A 23,167-nucleotide genomic window follows, 5' to 3' on the forward strand; every position below is an offset into this window, starting at 1 on the left:
GCAATATTATAATAATTTTCCTTACAGAATATGCTATTGTGCCACCCTTTGTCGCGTCTCTCTGCAAACAAGACACACCCTGTACTTACCGCGATTTTTACGCCTCACTCTGAATAAAGAAACAGTGCTACTATCTACTGCTAAGCGATCATGTTCCACATCTCATTCACTCTGGACTCGGCCCATAGCACGGCGTCCCGCAGACCTGGCACTCCCAGATTGCGTGGCCGGTCCAGGTTTCGTCGGGAACTGATTCATGCTCGCTGAATCGATGCTCGGTTGTGCGTCCGCACTGGTGACACTCGAGGCGTTCTTTGGTCGGAATCAGACTGTCCTGACGCTCAGGTTCACGCTCGCCAGCTGTCTGCTGGAGAGCAATTGCGGGGACTAACCACGCATCATCGCCGGCGTTGTCGAGCAACGTCGCAAGCCGCTGCTCGTCGCGAATGCCAGTTCCACCTTCGTCGTAGAGATACGTTGTGGGTTCGTGGTCACTATCTGCGACCGGGTGGGGTTGGTCAGTCCACGCGGTTCGATCGCGGGCCGCTGCGAAAAGCTGCTCACCGTCAGTGGATGAGATCCGTACTGCAGCGGGTAGTACAGGCCACCGATCGGTCAATTGGGCTGCAGGCTCGTCCTCGAGATCATAGATGGACGTGCAGTCGTCGACGGTTGTTTCCGTTGCACTCGAGGCAAGGAGCGTCGCAGCGGCCCCGCCTTTCGCGACAGCGCCGTAGAACGTCGACGACTCGACAAGCATGTGGACAACGCCAAGCAGTGTCCACTCTGTCGCTGGTGCGTCTGTCCCAGAAGAGGAGTTCTCGAGATGGTTGGTGAGACAGAACAGGCATTTGGTTCGGTCGGCTGGAATCGGTGCGCCACAGGAGCGACACTCGGTATCCGCTTCCGTTGGAGTGTCCGGATATCCAGCTGTCGCCGTCGCGATCCGCTGTCGATCAGGTTCGCCGTCATCATCCTCACTGAGTGTCTCGTCTGGGATATGCGACGCTTCGCCGGTCGGACGAAGCTCTTCAAAGTCAGAATCTCGGTCAGTCATTGGCTTAGTGGATCGTGTTGTCTCGCGTCTTGATCAGGTCCCAGTTCGGGAGAGAAGATCTAGAAATGATACCACTGAGACACTATTGCTGGCGGAGTCCTGCTTCTCGAGCTTCACGGTTGCTGGCACAATGAATACACGCTGGCAGATCACCATCAACAGCGAAAACCCGGTAGTAGTTCTCCGTGACATGAGAGCCACAGCCATCACATTCTGGCATTATCCAAATCTATGTTGTTACTCCAGTAAATATCTTGTTCCAATACTTGTGTAGTTTTTCTCAATGGCATTCTATCTAAGTGGGATTGACTCTTTTCTGGGTCTGGTAGTGTTGCGGTTCGAGAAGGAGTCCACAGTCTTCACAACGAGTTTCGACTGCGTTGGTGGTCATCCGTCCGTTGCAGTTGGGACACGGACTGGTGCTCGAGTTGGGCTGAACGTCTTCGTCGAATGTTGTCTCGTAAATCTCTCTAAAAGTCATGGTGTTCACGAAGGGCAATGAGCAATTCTGACTGCCCCTCACCTCACTCGTGGGGCAGAGAAACCGCTCTATCAGGAGGCAGTAGCAGAGTTTCTTTATTCAGAGTTCTTTGTGAAAATCGCGGTCAGTACAGAGGCCTCATGTATCGCGGAGGTCATGAGACAAGGATCAATTCAGGACGTAACGTTATTTGATTGACGGGATACTAACGCAGATATCAATAAAAGCACGAAATCAAGCGCAAGAGTCGGAATCATACCAAATATAAACAGGGATGCGATCCCCACACCTGTGACCATAGCCCCAATCAGCATCCCAGAGCCGTTTCCACTACTAGCAAGTGACCGATAGAGATGGTATCCAACACCAGCTTGGAGGACAAACAATACAATACCTAACAGGGATATCGCGGGCATTATTCACGCGTTTAATTTATACACACATATGAATGTCTGATGATTTTAGGAAAATTCGTGGAACAGCAAACAATCAATCCGCAGATGTAGTTCCTAAATTGCTCTACTCAGTTTCTAGCATATTTGTGAATGAAGAAGTCGTGGAACTAATTCACGCTGTGGCGAAAGCCCGGCAGCGCAACGGCCATCGGCCGTAAGCAGCCCGGACCGTGGAGGTGGTGGGAGGTGGCGGTGACTGCGTTCACACCAGCAAAAAAGGGGCTTCTCCCCGGCTATTCCCACCAGCGGCCGCGCTCGGGGAAGTGAATGGTCGTCCATCCGGTCACGGCCAGTGAAACACGGCCTTCGTGCCAGTTCCGGGCAGCCTTGTGAATGCGCACCTGCTCGCCTTCCTCGATCCACGGCGCGTCTGAGGACTTCCAGATCGTCACGCGTGTCTGTCCACTGTCGTCTGCGATGAGCCCGACCTGTGCGATGCTCGGATGCGAGGGATCCCACAGGGTTTCGACACGCCCTTCGATGCTCACCTCTTTTCGAGCAACCTCCTCGAGTTTTCCAATGGGGATGACGTGTCCGGGTGCCGTCTGCAGCTCCTCGAACACGGTGACGACCGCACTCGTCAGGTCTTGGCCACCGACGACGGCCTCACTCAACCGCCGGCTGATCGCCGCTCGAGACCACCCATCTAACTGCTTCGCGAGTCGCATCGACTGCTTGTTCACGGCCGCCAACTGCTCTCGAGAGAGGTCTGTACGAGGATCCGCTCGCTCCGGGTCTGCTATTGGGTCCACGCTCGCCGCCCGTTTCTGGAACTCGAGACGCCGCGCTTTGTTCCGATTCGCAGTGATCACTCGCGTCCGCTTTGCACGACCTTCTTGTGTTCCTATCTCGGCCTGGACACTGATTCGCTCGAGTTCGTCCTCTCGTGCTCGAATCCGCTCTTCCTGCTCGAGGGTCGCGCCGTGAATCCGGTCATCGCTCGTATCGACGATCCCGTCTGGGTGGTTCGCATCCACCTTTGCTTGGACCTCTTGCTCGACCGTTGCCTCGAATTCCGGCGTCTCGTCGACGACCGGGAAGCCGTCTTCATCGACCGCCTGCTCGTCCGCCTGTTTGAGTGCCTGTTCATCGACCGTAACGACCTTGCTACTCGAGTTGTTACTAGACATTGCAGTATACTCTGAAGGCGTTCACGCGCCTGCCACCGCGATCCCTACATCGCGGTTTTCCGACGATACCGACCGACAGAACCATCTGCGCGCTCGCGCTCGCGCCTTCGCGAGCGCCATCTGGGCGCGAGCGAGAGCGCGCCTGAATGCGGTGTCCCAACCAGCACCGCGCGGCGATCCGCCCGAAGCGAGCGGCCAGCTTTAAGCCGTTTCTCGTGTCCGGCCCGGACTGCGGGTCTGTGTCCAGCGCGACTGTCGTCGAGAACGCGCGCCGCGATGTGGCGCGCGACAGCGCAGGCGGCACCAAGCGCTGGAACGCGAAAGCCCGCGAGGGGCGCAACCGAAAACGCGCTTAATGCTGGCGTCGAGACCAGATTCACTTTAGCCCGGAACGGTGAGCGACGCCAGGAGCGAACCGCAGCCCGGAATGGTCGGTCGCGAGCGACGCGGAGGGCGGCACGCGACGAGCGGGGCGGGCCGAATACCAAGAGCGGGCAACCAACGCAACAGCATCCCGATCAGTCCACGTGGGTGGGGCTGAAAGGGGCTGGCGTGCTCGAGGAACCCCGCCGACGCAAGCACCGCAAGCTTGCAAGGAGCGCAGCGAGGTCTTCGCGAGTGAAACGAGCGAAGGGCGGCGAGACGCGTGCGTCTCGCCAGGCGCGGGACTCGAGCGTGCCAGGGGCTTTCACCCTATTATCGAAAGTGGTGATAGAAAGCTACTCTCTGAAAGGTACTTCATCACAGTTGTTTCAGTGACCCATCCGCACACTACAGCTGCGAATCTAACGCTGGTGCTCCATCAGCTATCGGTGATATTAGCAGAGCGGTGTCGAATGCAGGAAATTAAAATACCAGAAAGCACTTATAAAACACGTATCATTCTACTGTAGTGAAGTACCGGACTCTCGTAATTGTCGGTGTTCTTGTCGCATTCCTTCTGCCTGTAAGTCTATTAGGCTCTAGCGCAACGCATCAACCTTACGAGCCCCAAGAGAGGGAGTATAGAATCGCACACGAATCTACAGACGCATACGGGACGACACCAGACGCATATGAGGGAATGTCAACTAACCCCGATACCGCTACTTCTGTAGATGAGTTATCTCCTGAAGCACAACAAATGTTTCATGACTTACTCAAGCAACCACGAGGGGCATCTGAACGGAGACCGAGTGGCTGGCAGACACAGACTATCCAAGTCTGTGCGGATTACATGTTAGTTTGCGATACGTATGCAGAGGCACCAGAATTCCCTGGGTCACCAGAGCATATTTCACACGAAACCGTTCGGGTCAGTACCTTAGAATATAACGGAGAGTATTACACTGCACAGCAGACGAAATTCTATAGTAGTGCAATGGGACTAGCTTTTGGAGCCGCCCTGACGCTACTTGTCTTTACCATTTATAGCCTCCTTCTCCTGTGGATGACATACACTCGAAGTGAGTCCCATCCTCGCGCTGTACTGAGTTTCACAGCACTGGGATTGGTTCTCATCTTGTGGCCGTACATCTCGATGCTACTGAATTTTGAGTTCACTCCATTTCTTATAGGGGTACCTGGCGTGATCCTCGCCACAGTCTTTCTAGTTTTCACTTATGTGAAATCGAGATTCGGAGACTAGACATTTGGCGTAGGTGAGGGGTTTTCATGGATTCTCTGTATTCAGTATGCAGTTTCTGAAATATCTCTGATAGATTTCTCGTCGCTCCGTTATCTACTTTACCTGTACTTACCGATTCGGGGAGCAAAGCAAGAATCTAGATCGCTTCGGATCTCGATTAGTCGATGTACTGTAATACCCACTCATGGCGGTTCTTGATTGCTTGCTCTCCCTCGTCTGTAATCGAGTAATAGTTTGTGCGCCTATCGAGTTGTCCTTTCTCGACAAGGTCCTTATTCACAACCGTATCGAGATTGGGATACAGCCGACCATGATTGATCTCTGAACTGTAGTACTGCTCGATCTCGTCTTTGACGTCCTGTCCAGATGGCTGGTCAGCGCCTGCGATCACGTACAGCAGGTCTCGTTGGAATCCTGTAAGGTCGTCCATGGCCCAGCAATTCAGGCGAGGTGATATTTGTTATTCCACACGTACGTAGATGTAAGCTAATCCAACTAGTCTATTCTTTATATTACTAGCCAACTCTCTTTCCGCTCACGACATCCTGAGACTGTGATCGTAATGGAACGACACTCGAGGGATCCGATCAGTATGCACGCTCAGCGGTCGTGATCGTCTCACTCCGAATTCGAGAGTAGCTCATCGACGTACTGGTCTTCCCACTTGCGACGGTCCTCAAGTTCGCGTTGACCACGCTCTGTGATCGTGTAGTAGTTCGTTCGTTTGTCGGCCTCGCCTTTCTCGACAAGCCCTTTGTCGACGACCTCATCGAGATTCGGATACAGTCGTCCGTGGTGGACCTCGTTCTCGTAGTACTCCTCAAGTTCGTCTTTGATCGCGAGCCCATGTGGATCGGTCTGGCCAGCAATCACGTACAAGATGTCACGTTGGAATGCAGTGAGATCGTACATATCTGAATGTGAGTATATCGACTGATGAAGGTTCCGAGAACAAGTGACACCTCAGAAATTTCTCGTATGTTGAAGATGTGAGAACGACGAGACAGACTTGCACACGGTCTGCACCGAACAGGGGGCCAGGTACGGACGGGTATGCAGGACAGTGACTGAGAACCAATGGGCGACAGCGTCGGTGTCAGGTCTCCTCGAGCAGTGACCGGGCACGTTGCACGTAGCTGTTTGCGTCCCAGCTGCGGGCATCGCTGATCTTGTCGAGAATAGCACGAGCATCGGCAGCTGACAGCTGTTCGGTGCGAACGAGTACTGAGAGCAGCGTTGGCGTCGTGACGAGCCGGGTATCGGCGAGCGAGGCGTGGACCAGGCCAAGTTGATTGAACTCATCACAGAGCAATAGTGTGGCGTCGAGGTCATTCGCGAGGGTGACAGCAGCGTTTTCGCCGTCATCAAGCGGAAATTCGGCGTCGAGATCGACCGATCGTACCTCGAGCGTCTTAGTTCGGTCGAGGACGGTCGTTGCAGCCCGACCGTGTACGTCATCATACGAGGCGATCTCTCGGAGTTCCTCGATGACCACTGTTGGGACGATAACCTCGTAGCAGGACAGACAGAGCTCGAGTGGATCGGGGTCGTCGTCAGCAACGACCCCGAGACTCACGAGAGCAGAGGCGTCAGCGACGAGTGTCGACATTTATGCGTCAGCAACCTCGTCGATGAAGTCCTCGTCCAGCTGCTGTTTCAACACTCGGAGGTTCGCTGCCTCTTCGGCACCGACGAGTGCTTTGAGTTGCTCGAAGGAGATCTCGTCGTCGTAGTAGGAAGCTGCGATTTCCTGCGTGAGCGCGTCGTCATGGGCCGCCTCTTGGAGGTACTCTCGCAGCGCAGTTACGAGGACATCCGTCCGGTCTTCCCCGAGGACGTCTGCGAGGGCGTCGGTCCGGTCGATAAGTCGGTGGGGCGCCCGGAACTGAACGCGCTTTTTGTCGCTACTCATTATGTGTACATTGTGAGCCAGTCTACTTAGCATTTGCCGTGTGTACAATGTGAGCCACGCTCCCCTCACGTCGACGACCGGTCGGCCGATCGTCAGTCAGATACGATATGGTTCTCGAGGTCGCGTGTCCAGTATGTCGCCGGGCCTCCGGGGCTACACCTCGCACACAGCTGTAGCGAGCCCTCAAGATGGCCGAGTTCGACGCGGAACCGCGTGAGCGCCGCGAGCGCGTCGACGATGAGTCCGCAACTGTCACAGGCGTAGTGATTTGTCTCGTTGGGATCCGGCTCCGCCTGGATAGCGCAGTCGACACAGATCGGGTGAGAGACTCGCTCGTCTTTTCCCCAGGTATGTGCCTCACCGGCCTCGGTGCCAGGCAGGGCGTCGCAGAAGGCACAGCCAGCGAGCGTCTGCTGCATCACTCACCCTCCTTGTCGGCGTTGCGGGCCGCCGTCCAGCCCTGATGGAAAACAGCAAGCTGAGTGCTCGAGTCAAAGGCGGTCCCACTTGGCTCGTGGACGAACACCCGCTTGCCAGGTACCGGCGTCACCACACTGTTATCGATGAGTTCAGTCACGAGCTGTCGGGCGGTTGTCTCGCCGAGATCTGCTGTCACGACGCGAGTTGCATCCAGATCATGGGCAACTAGTCTGGCTTCGAACCGGCTGTAATCGTCTGCAGTGTCGTCAATCGAATTCGGGTTGGTCATTGGAAATCACATGACGGCTCACTGTTGAGCGCGCCTCATGCCTCACGGCGCAAAAAATTCACTGCTGGAAGTACAGTCAAGTCGAAGACACTGCATGATGCGTACTGGAGTCAGTGATCGATATTCAACAGCGGGCTGGAGTACTGACGGCTGGTGATTACCTCTTGCTGGTCCGGCGACCTGTTCGCAGTTGCCACGTCGGCTTCACCCTGAAGGTATCTGGTTCTTCAACGGGATAGGAATGACTCTGGTTCGTCGCCAGTGACGCGGGTCGTTCGAGGCGATTAATCAGTTCATCACGCACGTCCTGCCGAGACATCGTCTGTTCGTGCCAGCCAAGCCGTTCGTCGTAATGGCGCTTCTTGAAGCTCTCACCGTATCGGCAGCGATGTACTGCGTCAGTTTAGCTCCCCAGACGTTCGACGATCGATACTCGGCACCGACGTCTGCATGTGTGAGTTCGACGAGAACACACTCGACGAATGAAATGAGTGATTCCCGACTTCGGTCGTTCGGAACACGTAACTCGAGGCCAGACCAGGGTTGCTTGGAGGGCTGCCGGTGAGTTGGTGTCCGATCAATTCCACGGTCTCGTGGGTGCTGTCGCTCAGTGGTCATTCGCTATCTCGGGACAGTTCAATCGCCCCGCACCCATCTCGGGGCGAAAAAATACTCCGGTGGGATCGTTTTAGAATACGTAGCTCTATCGTAATAATATTCTTTAGACATTGATTCCCGTGGAACAACTGCGCACTACAGGTGCATACTGAACACCTGAATCCCAGAAAGCACTTATCCTCGATCCGATAGTTGTCATTTAATGAAAGCTAGAACTCTTCTAGGTATATCACTTCTTGCTGCTCTTCTCCTTCTGGGTGCTATCATCTATCCAGGCGCGCTCATACAACCATATAGTGGTGAGAGCGAATACTATTCAATTGCACACGAATCCTCAGAAGCATTCAACGAGACTATTGAAGAAGAAAATCTTTCCACAAGCGATGCTCTATCGGTAGAAGATCTCTCTCAGAGCGAGCAGAGAGCCTTTACCCAAGCACAAGAACAGACACCAACCGAAGACGACTACGGCCCAAATGGTTGGCAGTCCTTAGGTGAACCTCCAGTCTGCGATAACACGCTACTCCTCTGTAATGAGTATGAGGAGATGCCGGCCCCTTCTAACGACGTCTATACCGTTGTAGAAGATACGAACGGAGAGTTGTATCTTGTGAGAGTAAGTTTTGATATTCCGGGTCCAGCATTGGATGGATTTGATATGGTTATTGAATTCTTCGTCAAACTAGCTATATTGGGGCCGTATGCCTTCTTCCTTATCTATCGAGTGTGGACGGTCGGCCCACCAGACCCAACGCTCTCCTCTGCGGGATACGGGATGGCTCTCGTTGTGACAGTATTTGCATATCCCTATCTCCTCATGTTCACAGATATCTCACTCCCATCGTGGCACCTTCATGCCTTAGCTGCGATAACATGGGCTATGATACTCGTTGAGATCTTGAGAGGGCGTAACGAAATTGAATCAGAGACAGGACAAATCTCCGATTGATAACGCGGGTGGCAAAGCCTCTTTCAGAGCATGGTTCTTCTCTTATATACCCAATATGGGATTAGGTGCTAAGTCTACCACCTGTACTTACCGCAGAGGGTTCTGAACCTATCACTACCTGCGGGTTTCAGCAGAGCCGAATACGTGCAGCGAGAGAAGTCTGATCGAGTTAGCCGGGCGCTGCGGACATTCCATCGAACCGCACCGGCACTATTCAGTCAGCGTTCCGACTCAATCGCTCAACATGGCTAATTCGGTCGTCTATCGGAGGATGTGTAGACAATATGCGTGTCCAACAGTGTCGGATTCGGCGTATAGCTCTCTCGTATAGCCTTCCGGGGGATTGTTCATCAGCTGTCTCTGTCATCCGGACGTCTCTGAGTGCACGTAACCCACTGGCAACTTGGTGTGGGTCATCGAGAAGCTCGGCTGCGTATCTATCTGCCCGATACTCTAGCTGTTGACGAGCCCATACAAAGACAACTCGTCCAACGAGCACTGCGCTACCAGCAACCAGAAACAGCATCCAATGGTGCCGCATAAAATACCGAACAGAGAGGAGTGACAGGGCTGTCAGCACTACCGTCCCAACCAAGGAGACAACTGCATGGTTTTCGTCGACGTGCCCCAGCTCATGAGCGGCAATCATTGCGATGCATTTGTTGTCAAGTGCTTCAAACGAGTGCTCGTTGATTAGAATGACTTTGTGAGTTGGAAAGACGCCGGCAGCAAGACCGTTGATCGTCTGCCCGAACTCGCCAGTAACCACTCGAAATGCAACGTCTTGATCGGCACCTATCTCACATGCAGCGCGTTCTCGATCGTTCAAGGGTCGTGTTGCGACATGATTCCGAAAGAATGTACCCGACATCGACACTATTCCTGCAAGAAGGAGTACTGCAACAACAAGCTCAAGTAGTGATTCTCCAAAGATGAGTAGTTCGCCAGCAGCGAGCGATACGAGAACGCTGAATCCGACGACTGCAATCCGTGTAACCGCATCCACACGAGAGCTCTCTTCATCGAGAATACGCTGCACTTCTGCCAGCACATGTTGTGCTGAGTAAACGACATAGTGTACGAAAGCAGATGCCATGATACTCACGACTGCCAAGGAGATGGAAACCGTCGAGAGATCGATGGTCGGAACAGCCCATCTGACATAGAGTGTACAACCGAGAAATACAGCTACCGAGAGCAGTATCCACGGTATCAGCTCGGCTACAGATTTGCGTAGTAGATGTGTGACCATCAGAGCTACTCCTTTCTTCTGCCAACGAACTGCTTTGTACGAGTCCAGAGTGAATCGTGATCGGGAGACGAATCCACGTCTGTCTCGCGTTCTGAACGCTGATCGTGCATCTCAAGTCGTTTCTCACAAGTTGTCAGTTGATCGCGAAGCGTTCGATTGGTTGCCTCGAGTTGCTCGATACGCTCAGTTTTCTGTTCGAGCGTGGCTTCAAGTTCGTCGACACGGTCAGTCAACAGTCGATTCTTCTCGATCAAATACGCACGATTCGGAGTCCGCTCCGATTTGTCACGGGTGGCAGCGGTCGACGACTCGCTCGTTCCGGGAACAGATTCAGTTGACGTCTCTCGAGTATCTGGATCGTAGAACTCAGAGGTACTCGCAACCGCTCGCTCAACAGTCTTCTCGCCGTACGTAGAGCCGTCTGCGTAGTGGACTTCGTCCCACTTGTCTCGAAGCAGCCCCGATTGGCGGAAGAGCCGATCCATCTGCTGTTGATCCCCACCAGTCCAGAACGCCAGCAAACAGCACAGCGCCATGTCTGCTTCTGACTGGCTCTCATAACCAGCAGTCGAGCCACGCCACAACCGCTCGAATTTCTCGCCGTTCGATGCGTTCCGTGCTCGCTCAAGCAGCTCCTGGTCCTCGAGGTCGACGTTGGTATCGGCTGCACTGCCCGTCGTTTCCGTCTCGTCGCTAGTGCGACGGTCCCCAGGTTCGTGCTCTGGATCCAGCTCAGAGTCTTGGACGTATTCACGATGGATCGCTACCAGCGCGTCCTGCCGACGTGCAACACGAGCTGGCGTGTCCTCGAGGTAGTCGCCAGTCACGGTGAAAAACCGAGCAGTGTCATACAGTTCGATGCTACCACGGCGGTTCCGTCCATCCGGGAGCTCTCCCTTGATGAGTACGTGGAACCCAGTACCCGAGGGAGATATCTCCGTATAGGAATCGAGTCGCTCGATGATGTCCAGCGCTATGTCGTCGACGTCGTCGCTTGCGGGATCTCGACAGTCATCTAGATCTACACCGACGATGGGATCGTCGTCGGTAAAGACGAAGCCGATGCCATCGGCGTTCCCTGTGTCAGCGTACTCGAGGGCTGTCTCGAACGACGCCCATGTTTCGGGATCCGTCGATGACGCGAACGCACCACTCCCTGGCGTCACTGGTATCTTCGTCGGCTTCCCATCTCGAGGTTCTTCTTTCCAGCAGACCCACTGGTCGCGCTCACGTAGTTCCTCGGGGAGTACCGAGACAGCGCTCTCAGACATCATCGATCGACCTCGTAATATGCGTCCAGTTGGACATCGTGCATCCACTATCACGATGCTGACAAACATACCGACATCCAGTGGGCTGTTCGCTACCCTGTCCAACGGGGGTAACCCGTTCTATACTAGTTGGTTTTGCCCCTCGATTTGCCCTGAACACCGCTCCCGTACTGCGATTTTGCCCTGAACATTCATCAGAAGCTTGATCTGAACAGTTGTTTTGCCCTGAACAAACATGGGTATAAACCCTTGATTGGTAGTTATATGGTCTGAGAAGCACGGATAGGAATCGCGTTGCTAGTGAAGAGGTATCCAGTTCTTCGCCCTCTTGAAATATAATCATATTTGTGATAAGAACCTCATTCAAGGAGTTCTGATCCGTCTCTGGTCAGATCGATACCAGAGTAGATAGTCACCAGATCGTCGCCGTCTCTGATACGATCATCCTCATACTCAACAACGTTCGCAAGCTTCCGACCGAACCAGCTCGCGTTTGTACCATCAATGTCCTGTTGATCAGTCCATCTCGAGTACGCCTGAAACAATGTTGCCTTCGGTATCTGCGTACCATCTGTTTCTCTGATGTACATCGCTGCGAACGCCTCAATGCCATCACTATCTGGCTCGATCTGCACAGATTGCTCTCCTGATGAACGTGACTCAGCCGACTGGGGCGACTCCCCACTCTTGGAGTGCTCAACGGAGGTAGCATCCGGCCATAGCTCCTCGTCGTCTGGCGATTCAGACAATTCGTATGTGTCGCCCTGCTGGAAGAGTACGGGACTACCGTCTGTAGGGTGTATCAGGATGAGATAGCTGTCACGCGAATAGTTCGCATCTGGCAGATCAATGTCAGGGAGGAACGGACGTTTGATCGGCATCCAGTCTGCCTCGAACTCGATTTTCGAGTCATAGGTCAGTGTCTCACCGGGTTGATGAACAGTGTACTGACCAGACTCATGGTCGTAACTGTAGTAGGCCGGCACGTCATCTTTTGTGAGCGGGCCATCATCCGGTGCACGAGTGAACGCCGCCTCACCGTCAGACAGCACACGTTCTCCGTTGTCACGTATCCAGACAGTCCGATTCGCATTGGATGTCTTGGGACGAACCGCAGTGACGCCACCGTGAGCCGTCGCACCACCGCCGAAGGTCACAACCTCGTCGCAATTATAGAACTGTTCAGTGCCGTCCGTTCGCTCTCGGAATGGCGGCGAGAGGATATTCTCGACTCGTGACGCCCACTCCGTTTCAGGATCACCAGGACGGACAACAAAGATCGGAATGCGGTCTTCCTCGTGAGCGCGTTTGAGATTCTGCAGAACCTTCGCTGGTCGGTCTGGCGTCGTTGTCTCAGCCTCGATATTAAACACAAAATCGTGGTCTGGGTGCGTCGCAACTGCGTCAGGTTGCTCGCTCCCATCCTGCTCGAGAATCTCGACACTGAACCCGCGTTCAGTGAGTGATACCTCAGCATCCAAAAGCACTTCATCATGGCTAGTTCCTCCAGCCGAGCCAACAGTGCCCGTCTTGGGCTGGACAAACTCTTCACCCTTGTCTGTGAGGCGCACGACGATCTCGCCGTTCTGTAGATCGACCTCGATCAGCCGCGAGGCATCACGCACGTCCGGCAGATCTTCATCTGCATAGTCAATCTCGAGTTCGGTCTTCTCGAGGCGAGCCACGAGTTCCTCGTCAACAGCTGTTACATCAACCCAGCCGTTTGCCTCTCGCACACCCTCTCGAATTTGGACAGTGCGAAGGGCTTCTGCCATGGTCTCATCCAGTATTTTCGTCGGATTGGCTGCCTCATTGGCGTCGCTGTAGAGGAGATTCTGGAGGATCTCCGCGTCCGTTAGCGGATCAGTTCCGTAGCGCTCGAGGCTCTGTTCGATGATATCATCGATAGTCTCGGTCGACCGAAGCGGTGGATACGGCGGGAATGAGTTGATGAGGACCGGCTCAGAGTAGCGTCCACCGTCAAGCGGGAGTTTCGTCCAGGCCTTGTACTGATCAGTCGAGATCAAATCCTCCGCCGTGTAGCCCTGGAACCGCTTCATCAGCAGTTGGGCATCGTCGACATCATTGACCGAGAAGGCAAGGAGGTTATCACAGTTGTTCTGCATCGCTTTCAGCGTATCCTCATCAAACTGCGAGGGGTACTGCGAGGCAAGCGTCACCGACAGACGCATCGACCGAGCACGGGCTAGCATCGACTCGATATCGAGATTGTCGCTAGCGATGTCGTCGAACTCGTCACACACGACAAAATAGGGATCTGGATCAGTATCGCGTTCATACGACCGGTGCTGAACGGCACTCCAGAGATTACGCATCACGCCGAGCGTGACCATCTTCTTGATATCCGTATTCTCGACGGGCGTTCGGACGATGACGATTCGGTCGTCTTCAATAATGTCTCGGAAGTCGATCGTACTCTCACGATGGGCGATGATCCGGCGGATCACTGAATTCTCGACCCACGACTTGATCCGTTTCAGCAGTGGCCGAACCGTCTCCTCTTCCATATTCGCGATCTCGAGGCAGAACTCTCTGATGTAAGGGTCCTCGACATCGAGCGCGAAGTCTTCGCGCCGCTCGGCATTGAGCAACGTGAAGTACATATCGATGATCGAGAACGGCTTTTCCGATTTCATCATCGCCCGAGCCATCGACTCGGTGATCGCCTCCATATTGATGCCCCAGTAGTCGGAGGTATCGAAGACCGCTTTCAAATTCTCGACCCGGTTTTCGATCTCGTTCTCGAGTTCCTCGGTCGTCTCACACTCAGGTACCTCGAGGAAGTTCATCCCGATCGTCTTCTCATGGATGGTCGAACCAGGCTCGATCCAGACCACGTCCTTGAGTCGGTGTTCGGGGAGTTTTCGCAGGAGTTCACGAGAGTCGCGGCCTTTCGGATCGAAGTAGGTGAAGCCGTGGCCAGCATACGACCACTGGACCATCATATTCAGCAATTCCGTGGTTTTCCCATAGCCAGTGGTGCCCGTAATCCAGATATGGCGGAAAAGCGAGTCAAAGCGGAGCGGCACTTCACGGAAGCCCCGCTGTGGGTCCTTGTCGTAGCCGACCCAGAGTGGTGCAGACGATGTATCAACACCTGCCTCGAACATCTCGCGAACAAACGGTCCTGCGACAGTACCCTCCTGGACCGTTTCAGTGATGGCCTGCTTTCCACCGACAGAGTTCGTCTTCTGTTCATCAATATCGTACGTCTCGCCGAGCCGTGACTGGGGAACAGGTGGTGAATCAGGCGGCGAGTCACCGTCATCAGTAGCTTGTGTTGCTGGCTCTGTCTCCGTGTCGTCCGTTGCTGCTTCGGGTTTGCTGCGGCTACGGCCAAAGAATCGATCAAACACCATTGTGTCCTCCAGAAGAACCGTTGTGTTCGGTGGAAGCGCTGCTATCGGCGGACTGTTCGTATTTCCCGAGATCGGCAGGGGCTCGGTCACCACGTCGAGTATATCGCCAGTCGATATTCGGCGTCTCAATCTCTGCATTGGGGATGTGTGCGACGCCGGCGAGTTCGTCGACGGTCATAATCATGTGCCGATCGATCCACTCGCGGTCACGCATTCGCTCGACAAACTGCCGAAGCCGTGTGGCACGTTTCCGCTCTCGGCGATGCCAGACAGGCTTGTCGTCGAGGCCCTGCTCAGTGATCGCATTGTAGTACTTCCTGAACATCCCCGCAACACCACGGGCACGGGCCTCAGCTTCGGCCTGTTCGCTCGAGACAGCAAGCACGCGAATGTTCACGTGGAAGGCCTGTTGGCCACGTTGTTGTTCGATCGTTTTTGCAGCCTGTTTGTCCTTCTCGCTTGGCGGTCGCGTGCGGGGATTGAGCCAGCCGACGGATGTCCCCTGCCGAAGCGCATGGGCAAGCTCGTCGACGCTATTATGTTTGAACTGGTCACCGTCGGTCCACGACTGTTTCGCAGGTCGGAAGACGACCTGCGTAACGACTGTACTCTCATCGAGCGACAACATCTCGCTCGTGATTTCGCCGTAGGGATCTGTCTCGAAGCCCTCGCTGTTGTGATGGCGAATCGGATAGTAGGGGATCTTCTCCATCTCGAGCCACGCACCGGCAACGTACTCGTCAGCGTCAATGACGGGAAACGCATAGCCCTCCTCAACCGGAAAGACCTCGCTGTTGGCGTAGTTGTTTCCGACACGCCGACGGAACTTGTCGGCAGCTGCCTCAGTGGCAGCGTGCATGTAGAACTTGATCTTCCCTTCGTCGAACCAGACCTCGAACGAGTGGTGGTCACTCGTGTTCTTCCCACGGAAATTCGTCGTCACATCGTGGACCGATTGGAGGACTCCAGCCCCATCCGCGATACCGTTGTTCTCTTTGTAGGGACGAATTCGCAGTAGTGTGCCTGGTGTGTCCGCTTGCCGTTGGACAAACGAGTCGTTCTCTCCGAAGTCGAGTTGCGTCGCTTCGTACTGTGGCGACGAACCCAGGATCGTCTTGATTTGATTAAGGCTAGTCATGATCTTGTGTGTCAGACACAGTTTCCGTCGTGTCCTCTGCAGTAGCTGATTCTCCACCATCAGGCCGGACAGCTGATGTTTCACTGTCCGTCTCGAGGGTATGCTCGACGACCGCATCGAGGACCTCCTCTTTCGTGAGATCGTCCTCAAGAAGTCGACTGGCGGCGTCTGCAGTGAGATCGAGACGCGTTGCAAGCGCGTTGCGCTGGGCTTCGTTCTCGACGAACTCTTCGAAGGCGAGCAACTCTGCTGGCTCGTCGCGAATCGCCTGCTCAATGAAGGTCTGATCCTCAGGCTCGTAGTCGATGACTCGTTTCTCGAAGTCGTCAGCGACGATATGCAACGGATACGTCCCGTGTTCTTCGACACGAACGAGTGCCTGACTGTAGCCAAGATCTTCATTCCCGGCGTCGGCACCCCTGACATACCGCCGCTGCTCTTCCGTGAGGCCAATCTTGTCGGCTGTCCGGTCATCCAATTCAGGGAGCTTGTGGAGGACCTTGATCGGGCACATGCCAATGATCTTCTCCGCCTGCTCAGTTTCGTAGAACTCCTGGGCCGTCTGAGAGAGCAACACCATCCGAAGCCCCGCGTGGCGTTGGTGCCGGAACGCTGTCTCGAGGAAGTCGAGATTCGCTTGATCCTCGAAGAGGTAGTGGGCTTCGTCGATCGCAAGTTCGACGTTTCGCTGGGTGTTTTTCGCCTGCTGGTAGATCGTCGACAGCAGCAGTTGCATTAAGAACGTCTGGCGATCGATCCCCGACGCGCTGCCTTCGATCTGACCGAGGTCGATATAGACAACTTTGCTGTCGCCCTCGAGGATATCGATCTCGGAATGATGTGAGAGGTTTTCGTAGGAGCCTCCCTCGCGGAATGGCTGGAACGCAATCGCGAGTTCATCTGCATACTGGGCAGCACGCTCGCGAGCAGACTCGGACTCCGCGATATTGTGCTCGTCCGGGTTCTCGGCGATATCACAGAGAATCCGATGGACGTCCTGCATTGTCGGCGAGTTTGCCGATGTGTGCGTCGAGACGTCGTCTTCAACGATCCCTGCTTGCCGGTAGGCTTCGTCGATGACATACGAGAGGACGCCCGTCTCGGTTCCGAGTTCGATATCGCGAGCGTTGAGGAAGTTCTCGAGGACGGCGTAGACCTCGTCTTTCTTCGCCGAAAGGGGAGAGATCCCGTCACCGGAATCAAGAACGTGCTGGGGCGTCTCGCGGATCTCGAGTGGGTTGAGCTTCGTATCGCCACCGACGGTGATCGTCTTCGCGTTCAGCGTGTCTGCGATCCCGCGGAAGCCACCAACTGGATCGACAAGGACAAGCATGGTGTCGTTGCGGCGTTTCATCATCCGAAGGTGGCGCATGATATCACCGAACGTCTTCCCAGCGCCCGGCATCCCGACGACGAGTTCACTATGGCCCGTCTCGAGCGCCCATGGATTGATTCGAATTGGGGAACCGTTGTGGCCGTGATAGCCGTACTCGATATTCTCGTCCATCATCAGGTAGTTCGACGAGAACGGGAACATCGCGCCGACGGCTTGGTTGGTCAGCGTCGACATACGGTCACGGCCAAGTTCGTTCGCGCCAAGCGGCGACACTGTTGCGAGTCCGCGTTCCTGCCAGCGACTTGCGACCTTGAGCGTACAGTTCGCTGGCGCATCCTTGATGATCGACCGCAGGCGCGTCGTCTGATTATCGAGTTCCTGTTGACTATCAGCGGCGAGGCGAATGAACACGCCACCGCGATAGAACGACGCTTTGTTCGCACGGACGAGCGACCGCATGTACTTCGCCTGATCGATGTCTTCCTGGAGATCCTCGGATTTGAGGCTGTTCGAGTCGTGCTGGTTGATCTTCAAATCCGAGATCCAGTCTGCCATCATATCCTGGGCCGACTGGCTGTCGAACGGATCGAGGTGAATGCTAATGTCGGTCTGCAACTCCGTGTCGAGTAACAGTCGTTCGAGGAGGCCATCAGGTGGTTCTTCGGGGAACTGTTCAATCCAGAATGTGCGAACGTACGTCTCGTCGTTGATCACGGCGTAGGTTGTCTCCCAGTCGACCGTCGACGGCGCAATCACCGACTGGTGCATCGTCGACGTGTCTGGTAACCGATCATCGGACGGAACCGACGGATCGTCGACAGTGTCTTCGGCAACGGTATTTTCGCTATGATCGCTCGAAGCCGTATCTGAAGGACTGTCGTGCTCGGCCATCGCATCGAGGACGTCATCAGGATCAGGCGTTGCTGGAACACCGTCGCTTATCCCGTGCGAGACGACCGGAAACGTCCCGAGTGCGTTCGTGATATCGGCGTACTCTTCGGGATGGCACGTCCAGTACTCCTTCGTGATCCGAGCGAGATCGTAGGCATCGACGGGGCTGACCGAACACCGATAGAGCGACGACCCACCACGGCGGAGTTGTGTGAGTCGTGACTCGAGGTGTTCTTCTTTGAATTGCTCTCGCTCGGCGTCGGTCAGATCGTCGGTTTGGAACCGACTGAAGAGCCGTCCAACAGCAGGAAGGTCAGCAAGATAGGCGAGGACACTGTCGTCCGTTTTATCGAAGTGTTCGATATCCTCGTCGTTCACCGCGGTAATAAGGTAGTACTCGCGGATCGTGGTCGTCTCCGAGTCGATTTCGCCGTTGTCAGTCGTATTCGCTCCAACGTACTCCTCGAGCAGCCGTTTCAACACGGGACGTGAGCGAACGTCGGCGTCAGCGAGTCGATCCTGGTGTGCACGGATGGTCTCGTCGTCATCGACCTCGCGGCTAGTGACGTAGATCTTCACTGGAAAGTCGATAGTCGAGTTGGCGAACTCCGAGAGCGACTGGACAGCCTTCGCCCACGCATCATCATCCTCGAGGGCCATGTTCGCGGGCTCGACCTTCATCGCCCCAACGAGTGCGCCATCCGTTCGTTCGATGGCATGCGGGTACACTCGCTGGAGGCGAGTCAGATACCGCACCTCGCTATTGTCCTCGCCACCATGCGTGTACTCCTTGTTTTTGATCGCCCAGCTAAGACGAGCAGCGAGCCACTCAGTCAGCCACAGATATCGGGGCTTGACCTTGTGGAGCAAGAACAGCAACGTCACGAGCATAAGCCCGAATCCCAGCACCGGGATCGTCAGTGCTGCCGGGACGAACGTCGCTGCAACGACCGTGACGAACGCCACTGCGAGAAACAGCATGAGCTCGCCAATAGTGTAGCCCCGGAAGAAGGCCGTTGTGCCACCCAGCGACTGATGGATCTTTCGCGCGGTATAGTCGTGATCAGAGGTGTTCGTACTCATCGAACTCACCACCGTGAGACCTTCTCCTTCGTGTTTTTGAGCCCACGCTTCGCTCGGGTCGATGCGTTCTGTGTCGCTTTGCGAGCGTCATCAGCGGCCTTATCGCGCATCCGTCCTGTCTTCGACTTCCGCAAGTTGTTGTAGCGGCCGGCGTGATCCTTCGTTGAGCGAGCCGAAGAGCCGAGCTTGTATGCTCTCGAGTCGCCGCTCCCGAGTGTCGTCTGGCCGCTCTTTGTGACGGGGCCGACCTGGTTATCTGCGTATCCACGGTGGACGTTTCGGGCACCACGGACCGCTTTTCCAGAAGTGCGCTTTGCCTTTGCAGCGCCAGCTTTGGCCGCTGCAGGATTCGTCGTAGATGCTCCTTTCTGGGCGATCGTCCGCATTGCAGGGCTACTCCAGTAGACCGTCATGACCATCGCGATAATCGCTGCAGGGATCAGTGCAAGTCCGACAAAAACGGAGTAGATCCCTTCAAACGTAGTGTTCAGGTCAATTGCCCAGCCAATTCGAAATAAGACCGCTGCTGGAAGCCCCGCAAGCACCAGCCCTGGATAGATCCCAGCGACACGACGTGCCATGTTGGATGCTGGAGTGAATGGCCATATCTCGAGCGCCCAGAGAACACCCAACAATGGCATAACTGGTGTCAGGACAAGGATCCCAATTTCTCGGAAGGCAACAATAAATCCAGCTACGACGAGTGCCACATTGGACAATACGACCATCGCAAGAATGGCGAAGATTCCTCCCAGTGCTCCTTTGATCAGCCCCTCGAAATTTGCAGTCATGTCGTCAATTGGAGCAATTGTCATTCCGACTGCGTCGATAAATTGCAACGGAATAGAGACTAGAGGGAACCAGACGAATGTCGCCATAAATACAAGCCCTAGCCGCCGCAGGAGTCGTTTCCTCCGATACTCGCTAATCGAGCCTGCCCGAAGCCCAATAAATGCGAAGGCAACGATTAGAATCATAATAGTCAGGGGCATCACATACTTCAGATAGACATCTTGGTATATACTAGCCCAAGGCTCATTATCTGGCGTTCCGATAACCATATATCCCGAATCAGATGTCGGTGCTGGAACACCAACGATCGGAGATAGGATACCCTCATAAATGGTGTTCATGAGTCCAAGGAGCATCTCTGTCATATCCTCGACGACATCCTCGATTGCTCCTTTGACCTCTTGTCTTAACCATGCCATCAGAGATCACCATTCTCCGACAAGGAGTCGTCTGAACCGTTATCGGTAATGGTGAGATCGCACGACTGCTCTGTACCTCCATATCTAATCTGTTGTGAATACGAGGGATTATCGCCAACTTGGACGATAGCCGTCACGGTTAGAGATTCAGTCCCAAGTTCTCCACAATCAACGGAGCTATGTGGACTCTCGGTTCGATAAATTCTCCCACCGGAATATACGGTGGTAGTCTCACCGGGCGGCAAGCGCGTTTCGTGGTAGTATGATTTTGTCTCAGTCGAAAGGAGATGATTGATTGGCGCTCCTGTCCATTGGATTTCAGTGAGCAGCGACGGGATATTCCCCTTATTCTCAATCAAGACAGCTGCATTTTTGTCCCAGACAGGCGAATTCTTGTCCCACTCCATGTCGGGGTTCTCTGCTGCCCACAGCACATCCGTAATCGTACACTCCGCCTCGAGCGTGAGTGTCGTCGTATCGACCTTCTCGTCTCCATCGAGAGCAACCAGTTCGTAGTCCCCAGTGGGGATACTGTCCTCGTAGCGACCGAGAATTTCGAACGATGTCGTAGTCTCACCGGTCGCAAGGCGTTGTTGATCAAACAACTCGCCGTTCGGATCGATGAGATTGATGAACTCTACCGACGCATCATCGGCAACCTCGATCTCGAGGGTTGTGTCACCCATCTCGACAGAGGTGAAGACGTCACTCCCTTCTGCACTAATCCCGTTGCCATCCGTACTGTTACTGCTGTTTGATGGGTCTGTGGACGTGTCCGACGTACAGCCGGCAAGGGCGGCGGTACTCACACCAAGGCTAGCAAGGACTGCTCGGCGAGCGATACCACTGTCGTCTCGATTGGTATTTTCTGTCATGGATGGTCTCGTAGTCCAAGGACCGCACCGCCAGTCAGGTAGTCAAAACCGTAGACAGCCAGAGCAACCGGGAGGAACCAGAGCAGCGTTACGAGGAACAGCTGGACAAGCTTCTTGAACTTGGGATAGTTCGGGGGAACCGTCGCCCGATCCTCGGCTGCGGAGTACAGCTGGTCTGCACGCCACCAGTCTGCTGGAACGTACTGGCCATCGATGAACGACGACGGCCGCTTCTCGAGTTCAAGGACAGCCATTCCGCTCGCGTTCAGCGCAGCCGATTGATTGCCGATGTCGACTCGCCCAGTCGTAACCGGATCGCCGGTCGTTGTCTCCGTGACGGTTGCCTGAACGAGCGTTCCCGACGAGTTCGCCTCGAGAACCGTCAACTCGAGAGTGGTGTCACGAACGGTTCCGTTGTCGGTGACCGAAATCGTCTCTGACTGGCCACGAACGATCCCGTGAACGGTCACCTCGTCGAAGGTGGCTGCTGGAAGCGTCTCCGATCGGACGGCGATCGACGTCGCATTCGTATAGTTGCCAACCACCGGAATGGCGATCTCGCTCGAGAGGGACGGGCCAGCGTGTTTGCTCCCCCACGCTTCTTCGATCACTAACGGCGGCTCGGCATCGTCTGTTGCCTTGCTCGGCATATCCGGACGTTTCTGCGTGGGGATAGCGTGGAGTTGTGCCGGACGAACGGACGAGTTCGTCCGAGTCGTCCCTGTTTCCGTCCGAGACACCATCGTCCGCCAGCCGTCGACGCCCGCCGAATAGAACCGCCAGTTTCCACGCAAACGCGCATCACTGCCAACATCGATTGCCGACCACCGAGTTCCGGGGTGGATGACGACACCAGTGTGTGTTGGATCGTTTTCGAACGTAACGCGCTTCCCGCCTCTGTCGTCAATCTGCGAGACAACTGTGTAGCGAGAGTCAGTCGCTGTTACCTGTTCGGTTGGATAGTCGACCTCCGTCTCCCACGAGCCCTCACAGGATCCGATTGTGCTATTGTAATTAGTGCACGTCCGGGTTTCATGGCGAAGCCGAGCAGTGATTGTGGCCTCGACAGTCAGATTCTGTGCTCTCGACAATCTCCTATACTCGAGGGTGGAGCGATGGCCACGATCAGCGTCAAGCACCCAACTATCTGTCTGTAGGACAACCGTGTCAACGGCAGTGTCAGCAATCGACCAGCGGTGGCGGACAGAGCCGCTCGTGTCATCGTCTGGGACACGGACCCGGTAATCGGCTATCGCAAGGACCTCGCCGTCTGGCGTGATGTACCGCGTCGAGGTATTCTCCGAGTGCAGCACCGTCGACGGCTGGACTGCAACGATGCTCGTGTACGCATCCCGAATGTAGAGCCCATCCACGAGGTGTGCCCGTTGTGGATGGACTGAGGTTTTCTCGCCACCAGGGTCAAAGTCCTGGAGATCACCGCTGTTCCACCTCTCGACGTCTTCGATTGGCTTCTCGAACGGGACGTCTGTCGACCCTGCAAGCCGAGTCGAAAATCCTGGTGCAGAGGAAACCGTCTCTTCGAACTCGTCACTCGAGCGGTTTTGCTGATCGAGATCGTCCGACCACAACAGCGGGAACCGTGTCTCGTTCACGCCGTAATCGGGCCCATCAGCAGGGATCGCTGTACTCGAATTCGGCTCGGCAACAGTGACACCGACAGCCAGGAACACAGCGCCTCCGCTTGCGACGAGAAGCAGGAAGGCGACGTCGATCACACGTGGCGTGGTCATTGGGCTTCAGGCAACCGCAAGTCCTGTTCTGGTTCTGGTGG

Annotated in this window: 18 protein-coding genes and 1 pseudogene; 1 reads left to right on the plus strand and 18 read right to left on the minus strand. The window is 55.1% G+C overall.

What is annotated here, in order from left to right; genetic code table 11:
• Positions 1 to 166 precede the first annotated feature (166 nt).
• From BDK88_RS20365 to BDK88_RS22450, 10 genes and pseudogenes are all read right to left on the minus strand, one after another.
• Entirely contained in the window at positions 167 to 1,057 is an 891-nt protein-coding gene (locus BDK88_RS20365) for a biosurfactant protein 1 (protein WP_130501957.1), read from the minus strand.
• 82 nt (positions 1,058 to 1,139) lie between these two features.
• Complete coding sequence (locus BDK88_RS22575) at positions 1,140 to 1,277, minus strand: DUF7563 family protein (protein WP_425607638.1); 138 nt, start codon at positions 1,275 to 1,277, stop codon at positions 1,140 to 1,142.
• Positions 1,278 to 2,226: 949 nt separating this feature from the next.
• Positions 2,227 to 3,123, minus strand: coding sequence for a DNA-binding protein (locus BDK88_RS20375; protein WP_130501959.1), 897 nt, complete (start codon positions 3,121 to 3,123; stop codon positions 2,227 to 2,229).
• Positions 3,124 to 4,907: 1,784 nt separating this feature from the next.
• A complete protein-coding gene (locus BDK88_RS20385) occupies positions 4,908 to 5,180 on the minus strand; it encodes a PadR family transcriptional regulator (RefSeq protein ID WP_130501960.1) in 273 nt (90 codons plus the stop codon).
• Between the two features lie 188 nt (positions 5,181 to 5,368).
• Positions 5,369 to 5,662 (minus strand): PadR family transcriptional regulator, encoded by a 294-nt coding sequence (locus BDK88_RS20390; protein WP_130501961.1) that lies wholly within the window; start codon positions 5,660 to 5,662, stop codon positions 5,369 to 5,371.
• 184 nt (positions 5,663 to 5,846) lie between these two features.
• Positions 5,847 to 6,359, minus strand: coding sequence for a hypothetical protein (locus BDK88_RS20395; RefSeq protein ID WP_130501962.1), 513 nt, complete (start codon positions 6,357 to 6,359; stop codon positions 5,847 to 5,849).
• Positions 6,360 to 6,662, minus strand: coding sequence for a hypothetical protein (locus BDK88_RS20400; protein WP_130501963.1), 303 nt, complete (start codon positions 6,660 to 6,662; stop codon positions 6,360 to 6,362).
• Positions 6,663 to 6,754: 92 nt separating this feature from the next.
• Positions 6,755 to 7,081 carry a DUF7558 family protein gene (locus BDK88_RS20405; protein WP_130501964.1) on the minus strand — a complete coding sequence of 109 codons (327 nt, stop codon included), beginning with the start codon at positions 7,079 to 7,081 and terminating at the stop codon, positions 6,755 to 6,757.
• A complete protein-coding gene (locus BDK88_RS20410; protein ID WP_130501965.1) occupies positions 7,081 to 7,371 on the minus strand; it encodes a hypothetical protein in 291 nt (96 codons plus the stop codon). Before BDK88_RS20410 ends, BDK88_RS20405 begins: the two co-directional genes overlap by 1 nt.
• A gap of 157 nt (positions 7,372 to 7,528) precedes the next feature.
• Positions 7,529 to 7,989: pseudogene (locus BDK88_RS22450) on the minus strand (hypothetical protein).
• Positions 7,990 to 8,191: 202 nt separating this feature from the next.
• Here BDK88_RS22450 and BDK88_RS20420 point away from each other — a divergent pair.
• Entirely contained in the window at positions 8,192 to 8,938 is a 747-nt protein-coding gene (locus BDK88_RS20420) for a hypothetical protein (RefSeq protein WP_130501966.1), read from the plus strand.
• Positions 8,939 to 9,152: 214 nt separating this feature from the next.
• Here BDK88_RS20420 and BDK88_RS20425 read toward each other — a convergent pair whose 3' ends face one another.
• The 8 genes from BDK88_RS20425 to BDK88_RS20460 form a co-directional block, all read right to left on the minus strand.
• A complete protein-coding gene (locus BDK88_RS20425) occupies positions 9,153 to 10,190 on the minus strand; it encodes a M48 family metallopeptidase (RefSeq protein WP_130501967.1) in 1,038 nt (345 codons plus the stop codon).
• A 5-nt stretch (positions 10,191 to 10,195) separates the two neighbouring features.
• Positions 10,196 to 11,464 carry a phage NrS-1 polymerase family protein gene (locus BDK88_RS20430; protein ID WP_130501968.1) on the minus strand — a complete coding sequence of 423 codons (1,269 nt, stop codon included), beginning with the start codon at positions 11,462 to 11,464 and terminating at the stop codon, positions 10,196 to 10,198.
• 356 nt (positions 11,465 to 11,820) lie between these two features.
• Positions 11,821 to 14,841 (minus strand): TraM recognition domain-containing protein, encoded by a 3,021-nt coding sequence (locus BDK88_RS20435; RefSeq protein ID WP_130501969.1) that lies wholly within the window; start codon positions 14,839 to 14,841, stop codon positions 11,821 to 11,823.
• Positions 14,831 to 15,979 (minus strand): hypothetical protein, encoded by a 1,149-nt coding sequence (locus tag BDK88_RS20440; protein ID WP_130501970.1) that lies wholly within the window; start codon positions 15,977 to 15,979, stop codon positions 14,831 to 14,833. Before BDK88_RS20440 ends, BDK88_RS20435 begins: the two co-directional genes overlap by 11 nt.
• Positions 15,972 to 19,289 carry a VirB4 family type IV secretion system protein gene (locus tag BDK88_RS20445; protein WP_130501971.1) on the minus strand — a complete coding sequence of 1,106 codons (3,318 nt, stop codon included), beginning with the start codon at positions 19,287 to 19,289 and terminating at the stop codon, positions 15,972 to 15,974. Before BDK88_RS20445 ends, BDK88_RS20440 begins: the two co-directional genes overlap by 8 nt.
• A 5-nt stretch (positions 19,290 to 19,294) precedes the next feature.
• The gene (locus BDK88_RS20450; RefSeq protein ID WP_130501972.1) at positions 19,295 to 20,500 is read right to left on the minus strand and encodes a hypothetical protein; all 1,206 of its coding nucleotides are present in this window, start codon (positions 20,498 to 20,500) and stop codon (positions 19,295 to 19,297) included.
• Positions 20,500 to 21,309: a hypothetical protein gene (locus BDK88_RS20455; RefSeq protein ID WP_242611753.1), complete on the minus strand. Its 810-nt coding sequence runs from the start codon at positions 21,307 to 21,309 to the stop codon at positions 20,500 to 20,502. The genes BDK88_RS20450 and BDK88_RS20455 overlap by 1 nt, the downstream gene beginning before the upstream one ends.
• Positions 21,310 to 21,371: 62 nt before the next feature.
• On the minus strand, positions 21,372 to 23,126 hold the full coding sequence (locus BDK88_RS20460; RefSeq protein ID WP_130501973.1) for a hypothetical protein: 1,755 nt from the start codon (positions 23,124 to 23,126) through the stop codon (positions 21,372 to 21,374).
• Positions 23,127 to 23,167 lie beyond the last annotated feature (41 nt).

Source organism: Natrinema hispanicum (genome assembly GCF_004217335.1).
Lineage (GTDB): Archaea > Halobacteriota > Halobacteria > Halobacteriales > Natrialbaceae > Natrinema > Natrinema hispanicum.